Source organism: Myxacorys chilensis (genome assembly GCF_059505265.1).
The window spans coordinates 1-11,611 of record NZ_JCACKG010000103.1 but is presented as its reverse complement, the minus strand read 5'-3'; the positions used below and the strand labels follow the sequence as shown (position 1 = coordinate 11,611).

Genomic DNA, 11,611 nt, shown 5'->3' with positions numbered 1-11,611 from the left:
CTCAACGTAGTGCAGCAATCGTTTTCTCAGCTTCACCAAAAGCTCGGAAGAGCCCAATGTCGCTGTCATTTGACAGTCTTTACCTGCTATTGAGAAAGAACAAAGCTAAATTTTAGTGAGGGTAATCCAGCATCTTGTTCTACTTTTCAAGCTCTGGTTAAGTGCACCCACAAGCAGAAGTCTCATTTAACAGAAACGCTTCAAATACAGTATTGTATTCTAGACATATGAATTAGAGCGGTTGAACCTCACTTCTAGCAGTGATTTTTGGAAAGACAGCTTTGGGTCTAGAACAAGAGGTTTAGTCTGAAAAACTATAGCCATAAGCATTAAAACACTCTAAAGCCTGGAATTGACGGATAGCTTAAGCTATCCGTCTTAAGTTAGATGATTGTGACTATATCCCTCTTTTATCACTTCCCTAAAGCAAATCCTGAAACCTTTGTGTGGCAATGCTAAGCAGGTCAAGATATTGCAACGTTTGCTGTCCCTATATTTGACTAAATGGTTTAGGCGCTAAGTAGTTCCTGAGGTACCGATTTCCGATTCTCAAGTCTATTGGCAACTCTAAGTAGCAATTGTGCTAACTGTATATCGTCTAACCGCTCAATCGGGTCTTCAATCGGCTGAGGTTCTTTTCCTGCTAAAAGTTCGCAGAAATGGCGTTTTGCGCCCAGCTTGATCTGATCTGCACCATCTAGCATCCGCTCCAGCATTTCGCAGGATGGGTTTGTTTTGCCATTACGAAATTCTGAGATATGGGTCGTGCTGATCCCTGTTACCTCAGACAGCTTTTTTCCGGTAATACCGAATTGCTTGAGCGTTTTATCAAAATATTGATGCATGGATTTAACCCAGAGCGAATATAATGATTCAACCGAGGGCGGATTGTAATAATTCGCTTGAGACGAATCTGAAACCATTCTAGTTGATTACTCTGCTATGGAAACCATCGAGACGAAGGATTTACACAATTCAGGTTTTATTAAACGATCTGAAGTCAAATCTCCTCAAATTAAGGAGGTTTAGCAGTATGAGCGCTTACCCTGTTGAGGTCCAATGTTGTGAGCTGTTTCCCCTCGATCCAATGGGTAAACGCTTATGCGAGACGTTTCCTTATTGGTGGAATGTCATTACCGCAGCGAACGAGACAAGGCCGCAGTGGATAACCAATATCAAACATCCCCTGCGTCCACGCGTGCTGTGGCAGCGATGGAACGATTCCAACACACTCGTCGGAGTGCGATTTGGATCCACCACCACCTATGCCCTCATTGATATTGACCGGACAAGTCTTTATCATCCAGCAGTCAATCCCTGTGGGTTGACCCTGATCCTGGCAGCGCTCGAAACCATTGGTATTGTCCGTCATGTCTTGCTGCAATCAAGCAGTTCAGGCGGCTTGCACCTATATCTGCCATTGCCCCACGCCGTGCCCACCTTCGGACTCGCACAAGCTTTGAAGCAGTGCCTAGAAGCCCAAGGGATTGCGATCGCTCCGGGACAAGTCGAGACCTTTCCGAACACCAAAGCCTATGCTGTTCCCGGCACCTACATCGAATATAACGCCCATCGCCTGCCCCTGCAACCGGACAGCGGCTCCTGCCTACTCGATGCCGACGGCAATCCTATAGGCACCGACTTAGGGCAGTTCTTCCGCCACTGGGACAGCGCCGCCGTCGGGCAAGACCTCGAAACCCTGCACCAAGCGATCGCAGTCGCGCGCCGCAACGGCAGCAAACGCAAACGGCATCGCATCGCCGCCGTAGACGAATGGCGCAGCGACCTGCAGATTGAAATCAACGAGGGCTGGACTGGGTATGGACAGACGAATCACCTCTTGAAGACGATCGCCTGCTATGGAGTCGTCTTCGAGGGATTGCAGGGCGAAGCCTTAGCCGAATTTGTCCAAACTACCGCCATGAATGCCCCCGGTTACGAAGCCTACTGCCGTCACCAGCACGAGATCACATCGCGATCAACTCTATGGGCGAGAGCCGCCGAGAAATACTGGTGGGCACTAGGGAGCGAGCCTCAGCGTAACACCCATCGCTTCACGGGCGATGGAGCCGAGAACAGCGACGTCATTCCCATCAACCAGAACCAAGCGCGAGCCGAAGATGCGAAACGGCGAATTCAGGAAGCTGTAGAGCGGCTTCAGAGCAGCGGACAATTCCCCTCGGACATCACCAGCCGAGTGCGGCTGCTGGCTCAGGAAGCGCACACGAGCACGCAGACTCTTTATCGCTACCGTGAGTTTTGGTATCCCGACCGCCTCAACCAGGACAACAACGAAACGCCTGTAATTGCAGAAGCAGTGAGCGATCCCAGCGACGTAGCTGCAAAAAATCCTAATCCTCTGAAATCGCCGAAACCTTTACAGAGCAAGAAATTTCACACCTTGGGAGGGAATATGAAGTGTATCTCTCTGTTAGTCCCTAATCTTGCGACTAATTCTTCTATAGATCAACCTTTCTCTGTGTTGGTTCTTGAGCTTAAGAACTTAGATTCCAAGGCGGGTCAATTCAATGAAAAACTTTTACTAGAGAAACCCGATCAGAAACCTCAGTTAGTGAATGATGAGTTTCGAAACCTAAGTCTGATCCATCTGTTTCTTGTATATATCTTCCTCAATGAAAAATTTGGCTTGGCATTGACCCATTAAATGGCTAAAAGGATTATACAGCAAACTATTCAGCCTCTTTTCTGGGTAGACGTATTTTTAAGCTGTGGTTGAAGGCAGACTTACTACTGTCCAGCGGTGCGTTCAATCTAATGTCGGGCAATAGTAGTTATTTGATCCCCAGATTTCCTGTCAAATGACTGCCACTGTGGCAGTAAAAAAATGGTTGCTATTGCCCTGACCTGAGCTACAATTCACCAAACGAAATAAGCGGCAGCCCAATATCGTCTTGTCATAGATGGTTGGCAGGTTCTCACAGACCCTGTTGCTAGATGCAGCCAACGAGAGCAGGCGCTGCGCCAAATCGTTTCACTATTTTTATGCCCGTCAGGTACCCACTGGATCCTGTTTCTACAACGCCTTGTAGAGCAGGATCCAGTGTTTTTTTATGCTCCTCCGGATGATCTACCGCTACCCCAGTCCCCTTTTCTCACACCAGGACGAAAACTTATGACCCACCGTCACGCTCATCGAACTCGCGAAGCCTACCAAAAAAAACAAGGGTGCAAGCGGCAGAAATCGATGCGGGGGGTTCCTGACAACCCGTACGGCGAGTTGAAGCGGAACGTTACTGTCAGCCTCACCCCAACGGCACAAGCTGGGCTCGAGCAATTGAGCCGAGATCGCCAGGTTTCCCGCAGCGAATTGTTCGAGCAACTCGGGCGAGGACGGTTGATCTTAGTCGAAGTGCCGCAACAGATCGTGGAGGAGCAGGTCACGCTTTTGGCAAAGGAGAAAGGCACAACATCAACAGAATAGGTAGCTTAATTTTTGGAAATATCTGAGTAGCTCTCAGCTTAGGTCGTCAACATTTGCTAATTCTTAAGAAAACAGAAAATGAACTCTAGTTTTACGATTGCTCGATCCTTAATAAAGGAGTTATGGCACGAGTTTAGCCTTTATTTAAGCCTAGTTATTTATTGCATGTATCCCAAATATTTATTAAAATTTTTAATCCTCAAGCGCCTAAAGCGCTTTTCAGAAGCCAATTTCAGGGTAAAAACCTACTAGCATAAGGCAAAAATAGAAAATATTGCATTTCATTTATAATTCATTTAATTTTAATAAAAGCTAAGCATGTTTAACTAATTCTTAAATTGCTTGCTTATCAGCCTATTAGCTTCTGCATAAAAGCTGATTTTGTTCACTCCAACTCTCTCTCGAAATTGAAGGTCATTATTATGAGAAAGAATCCTACACTTTGGGATGCTGCCGAAGACCAGATCTGCTATCTCCAAGCCCAGTTTTCGCCTCATCAAGCCACATCTCGTGTGGATCAGTTTCAATCGGTGCTCTTGCGGATCGTCGTTTTGGGCTTGGGGCATGCGCGTTTAGATCCCAAGGCAAAGCTGACGCAGGCGGAAAAAGAGGTAGCGATCGCCTTTCTCAAGACGCTGCCGGCTCACGACATCGTTCGGGTGCTAGAAGCCTTGCATCTCGGCTTTGAGCAGTTGGGCACGTCACAAGCCAGCCGCAACAACTATGCCCCTCGTATTCTGGACTGGCATGAGTGGTCCAAATCGCAGTCGTGGTATCCCAGTCCCATTCGCAGTGTCACTGATCTGCGCTGCCCATCGATCGTCACTGGACGGGGGGCAGCTGCTAGCCAGAAATTAACCGATCGCACCGGGCGGTACTCTCGTTATCGATTGCAGCCCGAGCAGCAGTCTCTCACCCTCCAAGCTGACCTGGCAGCGCTGGATGCCTTTCTCACCGACTTCTATCATGTTGATCGCCTCATCAACCTCAAACCGATCAAACGATCTTCGATGAACTTGTATCGGCGAGAGCTGGAGCTGATGCTTGGGTTCCGCTCGCAACACGATGCCCACCCGATTGCTGTCTCTGCACTTCAGCTCACGCACCTCGTGCCCTTGGTTGAGGAAGAACAGCTCGAGGACATGACCTCAAAACAAATTCGGCAACTCTGGAAGCACTTACAGCAGTCTTTCTCTGACTGGTGGGTAAGGTACGATCGCTTTTTGCTTGCCGTCTGCGAGTCGACCAGTCCTCGGACTCGCGTCAACAAGTTGTGTGCCTTAATTGCCCTAGCGAAGTATGTGTACCGACACCAGGTGGATTTGGATCGTGATTATGCGTCCATTCCGATAATTAAATTGTTCTACAGCTATCTCGATGCCGAAGTGCAGAGAGCGAACGGGTGGACGGCGAAGCGACAGACCGTTGTCAACTTCGAGCACAAGTGGATCGAGCGCCGGGAGGGTCAAACCGCGTTAGCAGCGATTTGGGAACAGGTAGTTCTGCCGCTACAGAAGGAAACTCGTCTCCGTGACCAATGGGGGCAGCTGCGCCGAGGACGGGCGATCGCCAAGAGTCAAAAATCGTTGATGATTTGGCACCGCTTGAGCAGCTATCCTGCTGCTCGGCAAAGCGTGTTGCGGACGCTGAAAATTGCCACCTATTGCCCGATTACACGTCCTGAGGATGTGCCTCCGGATGGGTGGTATTTGCCGAAAGTTCCCCTCGAGTGGCGGGAACTCGATCGAGACCGTCGTCCGCTCGATAACTGCCTCTATCGCACCTATACGCATCAAGGGAAGGAATATCCTAAGGGCGTTTATGTGCTCGAGGTGTGCGCGGACAAAACAGCACAGGTCTATGGCGTTCAGCAATACGTCATCGCCGACCAGCAGTTTGACGATGGCACCTGCCTGTACGACGTGTACCAGTCGTATCTCTGCGGGCAATGGCTGCCCGAAGGCGACAAGAATGACTGGCTGTATGACTGGTGGGTGCAAGAATGGCGGGGGCAGCGGGGGCGCTGGGTGACGAAAGGACGCATGGAGTTCGAGCCGGACCCCCAATTGCAGCCGCTGAACTCACCGGAGCACACGGGCTTCCAGTCGGCGTGGAGCTACTTGTTTGTCAACCCCTTGACCGGTGAATTGCCAAGCGAAGTTGGTTTTGGCAAGGCGTTTGAGAATCCTGCCTATCGGCTGACCGGTAAGCGAATCACACCCCATATCCTGCGGGCAGTATGGGCGACGTGGGGCGGGGAGATGGGACTGAACGAACAGCAGATGATGGCGTTGGCGTATGCGATGGGACATTCGATCCAGACGTTGCGGCGGGTGTACGAGCGGGTGACGCCCGAGGAGAAGCGGCGATCGATCGACCAGGTGATTGATGAAGTCGTTCTAGGTCAGGGGGCGGCGGATTCACGGGCGGCGGCAATACCCTTGGAGCAGGCAATGGTTGCCTTTCGGCGGCTCTCCCCGCAGGACCAACTGCTACTGAAGAATTGGTTGGATTCGTTGGACTCCTTTACAGATTAGGGACCGTTCTGGCGGAGCCTGAGATCTTCGCTAGAACCTTCCTATCGGTTCCTCAGCAAGTGTAATGGCATGGGTAGAGCAATAAAACAGTTGTTGCTTAGGTTCGCAAAACTAAACCTCTTGCGTGGCAGTAAACAACTTGCTGTTAATTGCATTCGCACAAAAATATGAGTAATTTGATAACTAAGGTGACAAAAGCGTTGCTCAGGGTAACGTTTCGCTTAATCCAAACTCACGTTAACTATTCTTTAGAAATTTCTTCTTGGTTTGAAAGACTACAATACCAATCTAGATACTTAAGATAAATCTCATTGTCTTTTCCTCTTACCATTCCAAGAAAATTTATCTTTCCTCGAAGAACCTCTTGAAACAGAGGAATTTCTTCATTAAACTTTCCTGATTTTTCATTGTACTTCTCAATATATCCCTTCTGAGCAGAAGCTAAACCAAATTCTTGCCAGATATAAAGCATTGAATTAATCTTTCTTACATAGTCACGATTCACATTAGGAAATCGATTAACAGTTAATCCTGTTACACCTTGATGATTATTCTTATGCTGCAATCTAATTTTATTTTCATTAATTTCAAAGCCATTATCCCAAACCGTTAATATTAATTCTTCTCCTAGTAAACTTTCTAAATCATCCCCGCCTGGGCTTTCAAATGCTATTTCTTTCGGGAAATTAGGTAGAGTTGTTGAGAAAGTGATATCATCAGCGTATCTTGTATAAGTACACTTATACTTCTTTGCCAACAACCGAAGTTGCCTATCGAGCCGAACACAAATCATATTAGAGACAATAGGGGAGGTTGGAGCACCCTGAGGAAGCTTATTAGAATGACAACAAATCTGAGCAAGAACTGTCGCCACCTCTTTAGGAAGATTATAAGGAGGCGCAATAAATATCCCTCTTACTCGACCAAAATGAATGCTATCGAAGAAAGCTTTGAGGTCAATATTCAATACAAATCTCTTGCGTAAATGTTGCTTTGCATTCGTGAGAATACTTCGACCAGCTACAAAACCGTGAACAGAATCACTAGGCTTATAAACACTATATAGAACCTGACTAAGTTTTCGCTGTAAAATCTTTAATGCTGTCGAGGGAGCTGTTATTGTCCGAGAATCACCAGATTTTTTTGGAATTGAAAACTCAATATATTTAGTATTTTCAGAAGATATATAAAGGTGGTAAACGAGTCGATCGTATGTAACTTCTAGTAGTCTAGCTACATCCTTCGGCGTTTTCAGTAAAAGAAATTCTTGCTTTAACTCACTACAATCTTTATACAGAATCAAGGTCGAATTTCTAACTGACCTATTGTTGAACATAGTCTTCTTTATGTTTCTACAATATTAGTTTCTAGAAAGGGAACAACTAGCGGGCAACCCTGTTTAGAAAAACTTCTTAGCATCCATAAAATCATAATTTTTTAGTATTGCTTTTATCACAATGCGTCAAACCTATTTGGAGGTGGACAAATCTTGAGGGAAGAGAACATCCGTAGATATATCTACGTCTTTTGCCTAGAGCCAGGCTAAGCTGGTTGCCAAGAGAAGGGTGCTCCGGACAGGGACCCTGGGGCTAAAGTTAGCGTTGAAATACACCATCGCCTTCAGTCAATGGAAATTGATATGTAATCCACGAATGTCTCAGCATTATATAATACAACCTAACACTCACAAATTAGCTTTTTCCAGAATACATTTTTCTGTATACCCTTCTCTTGTCATAGTTTGCTGCCCGATACTTGGGTTGAAGTTTCAGGGAGTTTTTGTAGGAAGTTATACTTTTTTGATACTGAACTAGAATTTCACAAATAAAACCATATTCCCTATAAATTACATAGTTCGTTGGAGAAGGTGGCTTAAGTGCAAGAGCTTTTTCATAGGATCCCATAGCTTCTCTATACTTCTTCACCTCAACGAGAGCTTTACCTTTTTTCCACCAGACTTCATAGTCATCTTGATATAATTCAAGCGCTTCATCATAGGCAGTTATTGCTTCCTCAGGCATTCCAAACTGTTCTAATGCATCCCCCTTCTCAGCCCTAATTTCATAATTGCCAGGTTCAATCAAAGATGCTTTTTTATATGATTCAGTTACTTCGTCAGGTCGATTTAAGCCTTTAAGAATATCGGCTCTTTTTCTCCATAAAGATGCATTATTTGGGTCACTTTCTAGCTCTTCATTACAGGAGGCTAGTTCTTTTTCTAGCTCTTGCCGTTGTAGTTCACTACTCCTGTCTAGAAGTGTAAGAAATTGAGCACTATCACTCCCCGTTTGTAGAAGTTTATAACAGCCTGCTTTATACGAATCTTGAATTGTTATTCCTGTTCCCAAATGAAAATAGAACTCCGTGAGAAAAGCAAGAATTTTCCTTTCTCCTAAATGCTGATTTATCCCAATTACAAATTCGACATGCTGAACGATTTCTCTAGCCTGATCTTCTAAATAACATCCATTCAAAATAATACATACCACGCTCCTATGAAAATCGAAAAATTTAGATATTAGTTCTCCTAAACGAATCGATTCTTTATTGTTAGAATCATCTTCTATAAATAAGTCTTCAATTCCATCTTCGCATCCAGCAATGTCAACGATATAAGGCTGAATTTCCGACAATGCTGAAGAAAAATCAGATGCTCCTACTTCTAGTTTATTTTGTACTTCAAATTGCTGGCGGTGTCTACTTCGACGTAGAGCATCTCCAATTTCTCTGACCTCTTTTATTCTTTGTGACGGATTCTTCTGTGGGGTTGATAGTATTAAGACTGGCTTTATGATAGGTGTGTTGGCACGACCTAAAGATACATTTTCTAATTGCTCATCAGAAACCATATCCCGTGATTGTTCTATGTAAGCTTTCTGAGGAATACTCACTTTCCTAAGAGTACTTGCATCTGATTCAGAGGCAGCAAACAACTGTCCTCCTTCGTTATCTCGCCAGCGTAAGTACAGTACTGGGCGGTACCACTGGTTTCCATCTACTCGCATCATGGCTCGTCCCTGGCTCACCGCTACCGCTAGTGAATTCTTCTCTCCTATAGAGCAATAAAACTGCCTAGCAAAAGCGATCATGCTCTCAGAGGTCACCGAATATTGCATGGCGACTACTGCCGGAACCCTATGATGAATGAGATTTTGGGCAGTACCCTGGAACACGGATTCTCCTTCTACCGCCATGCCAGATTGACAAGCACTCAGCACTAACGCCACCACCCCTCCAGTTTGATGCTTACCGTCACTTTGGCGCGTCTGTTGCAATATTGTGCCTAATTGTGAAGCACTTACATAATCTGAATCACCATATTCATCCTCAAACAGCAGATAGCCCTGCGCGTCAGGCAACAAAGTACTACAGTTCTTGCAATTCTTGCTTTTAATTCCCTTGTGAACAGTGCGGCAGCCAGGATTAGTACACTGTTTACCAAACAGCCCATGTCCATCGAAATGCAGTAGATGCGGTGCTTCCTTCTCCTGGTTTTGAGTCAGATAAGCAGCTAATTCATCTAGAGTTGGTTCTGATAATTCCCTTAATCGAATTCGCTGTTCCCCAATGGCAGCTTTTAACGTTTCAGCGATCACCGCTCGTTCTTTCTTAGGCAAAGGTTTAAAGCCCAAAGCTTTGTCGCAAGCACCAGAGGAGATTAGTAAAACATTAACTTGCTTAACCATGGGTAGGCTAGGAGGCACTGCAGAAAAAGCAATGTAGCGTGAGAAGCCAACTTGATGGTGCAGTAAAAAACCTGTCCCATCATGGATTAACTCCCAGGGATAATCGGGTAAATGAGCAACTTGCACTGTATCCGCTTCAAATTTCAACTGAACCAGCAGTTGCACTCCACAATTGTTAGCAAGTTGAATCGATTCATTCAAAAGCCGCTCCACCTTGCTGTTGGGAGGAATCAAAGCACGATAAAGCGCCTGACCAATGATTTTACGTAGATCAGGGTGAAAAGCTTGACGATTTTCAGTTAACAAATCCGCCTTGACCATCCAATCTTGCTCAACCGTCGTAAAGTACTCCGCCTTAAAACTAACCAACTCCAAAGCGCGGGTGAGGGTCGATCTCCAGTTTTGTTCTCCGTCTACAAACGGTAAGTAAGACTCTGCTGACCCTTCGCCTGCGGGAGATTGTGTTACCGTCACCCTAAAGTGGTTAGATGTTAGCAGCGGAGAGAGAAGCAGTTCTAGCAGTTTGGATCGGCGGTTCATATCTCAATTTCTAAATCTCTGGGTCGTCATCACTACCCTTCAATAACGTGTCGCTAATTGTCGCCAGAAACGCCTCCCATTTCTCTGGATAGCGTTGCTTATAAAGGCTCAGAAGCTGCTCTTTGCTCAACAGGGGCGAGAGTGATACTTTCACCTTCTGTACATCGTCCCGGCTGGCAGCACCGCCAAAATCTATTACATAGAATTTAAGTCCTCCCTTCCCTTCTTTCTTAACCGTAACCTGTAACTCTAACTCGACGGCGCTTATTCCAAACAGAGGCACCTCTGTTTGTTGATCAAGGGATGCTGACATCAAGTCTTGCTTGATCTGCTCAATCAATTCGGTGAGACCAATTAAATCATTGTTATTATCTGGCATAAATTCAGACCTTCTGCATTATGAATCTCAAAATGCCTACAGGCTTCATACGATAAACACCTTAGGCATCAATTTAGTCTACTTTGAGTCTGCTCGAGTAGTATGGCATTTTGGTAATGCATCAAATGATGGTGGGATAGGTAATGAGATCATGCCAAGTCCAAGGCATGACGTTAATCTTGCCCGTTGTGCTGCTGTCGTCTTTAAGCGGCTATGGAACAAGAGAATGCGAGTTTGAGGGTATTGTAGTACTGCCGTTAGCCCGACTTTAAGCCAGAGTTTGTAACACGCTTGTATTATGTGTTGGTTGAATGAACCGGGGAAAGTGAGATCGACAACTGCACACGCAAATTGCAGCAGTGAACCTAGAACTCACTCAGACGCTGATAAAAGAAAGGGTTTCCCCTCCAGAGGGGGAACTCTTTCTTTTGTCATTTCTTCAGGATCTTTAGCACCCTAAGACCGTAACTTTGTGTGCGATGAACAAGCTTAGAACTCCAGTCCCACACCCGCTTGCAGACTGAGTGCACCCGCATCGCTACCTCGGAACGCATTGATGCCATACTTGGCATCGCTGTACACCACGATGCCCTTCGCCACTTGGGATTCAACTCCCGCCGTCAGCACCGCCGCATCTTGATTCCCGATCGGAGACGTCACCCCACCATTTTGCACAAAGGAGTAGCCAGCTCCAGCATACAAATTGGACTTGTCATTCAACCGCACATCGTAGGTCAGGGTCGGAATAATTGCACTATTCTTACCCGTAAACAAAACGGAACCCCGCGCAGATACAGGAGTATTGGGAATGGCAAAGCGACCTTGAACATTCCCGCCAAAGGAAGTGCCATCATTGCCGCGTCCACCACTGAGCACACCACCAGAGATGCCAGCGCCCACATAACTGCGATCATAGCGAGGAGCAGGTTGAGCCGAGGCAGCATCCACTCCAACGAACAGCGGAGAAACGACTAAAGCAGCAAGACCCGAAAGCATCGCAACAGATTGAAGAGATCTCATAGTCACC

8 protein-coding genes are annotated in these 11,611 nt (G+C 46.2%); 3 read left to right on the top strand and 5 right to left on the bottom strand.

Annotated elements, in window-relative coordinates; genetic code table 11:
* Positions 1-509 precede the first annotated feature (509 nt).
* The gene (locus AC5JLB_RS07915) at positions 510-845 is read right to left on the bottom strand and encodes a helix-turn-helix domain-containing protein (protein ID WP_495873285.1); all 336 of its coding nucleotides are present in this window, start codon (positions 843-845) and stop codon (positions 510-512) included.
* 188 nt (positions 846-1,033) lie between these two features.
* Between AC5JLB_RS07915 and AC5JLB_RS07910 the strand changes: the two genes are divergently transcribed.
* The 3 genes from AC5JLB_RS07910 (at position 1,034) to AC5JLB_RS07900 (ending at position 5,979) form a co-directional block, all read left to right on the top strand.
* A complete protein-coding gene (locus AC5JLB_RS07910) occupies positions 1,034-2,665 on the top strand; it encodes a bifunctional DNA primase/polymerase (protein ID WP_495873284.1) in 1,632 nt (543 codons plus the stop codon).
* 468 nt (positions 2,666-3,133) lie between these two features.
* A complete protein-coding gene (locus AC5JLB_RS07905; RefSeq protein WP_495873283.1) occupies positions 3,134-3,442 on the top strand; it encodes a hypothetical protein in 309 nt (102 codons plus the stop codon).
* Positions 3,443-3,864: 422 nt separating this feature from the next.
* Entirely contained in the window at positions 3,865-5,979 is a 2,115-nt protein-coding gene (locus AC5JLB_RS07900) for a hypothetical protein (protein ID WP_495873282.1), read from the top strand.
* Positions 5,980-6,220: 241 nt separating this feature from the next.
* Here AC5JLB_RS07900 and AC5JLB_RS07895 read toward each other — a convergent pair whose 3' ends face one another.
* From AC5JLB_RS07895 to AC5JLB_RS07880, 4 genes are all read right to left on the bottom strand, one after another.
* Positions 6,221-7,282 (bottom strand): reverse transcriptase domain-containing protein, encoded by a 1,062-nt coding sequence (locus AC5JLB_RS07895; RefSeq protein WP_495873281.1) that lies wholly within the window; start codon positions 7,280-7,282, stop codon positions 6,221-6,223.
* Positions 7,283-7,670: 388 nt separating this feature from the next.
* Positions 7,671-10,205 carry a CHAT domain-containing protein gene (locus AC5JLB_RS07890; protein WP_495873280.1) on the bottom strand — a complete coding sequence of 845 codons (2,535 nt, stop codon included), beginning with the start codon at positions 10,203-10,205 and terminating at the stop codon, positions 7,671-7,673.
* Positions 10,206-10,215: 10 nt separating this feature from the next.
* Positions 10,216-10,584: a trypco2 family protein gene (locus tag AC5JLB_RS07885; RefSeq protein ID WP_495873279.1), complete on the bottom strand. Its 369-nt coding sequence runs from the start codon at positions 10,582-10,584 to the stop codon at positions 10,216-10,218.
* Positions 10,585-11,073: 489 nt separating this feature from the next.
* Positions 11,074-11,611, bottom strand: a 538-nt coding sequence (locus tag AC5JLB_RS07880; RefSeq protein ID WP_495873278.1) for a putative outer membrane beta-barrel protein, incomplete at its 5' end; no start/stop codon positions are given.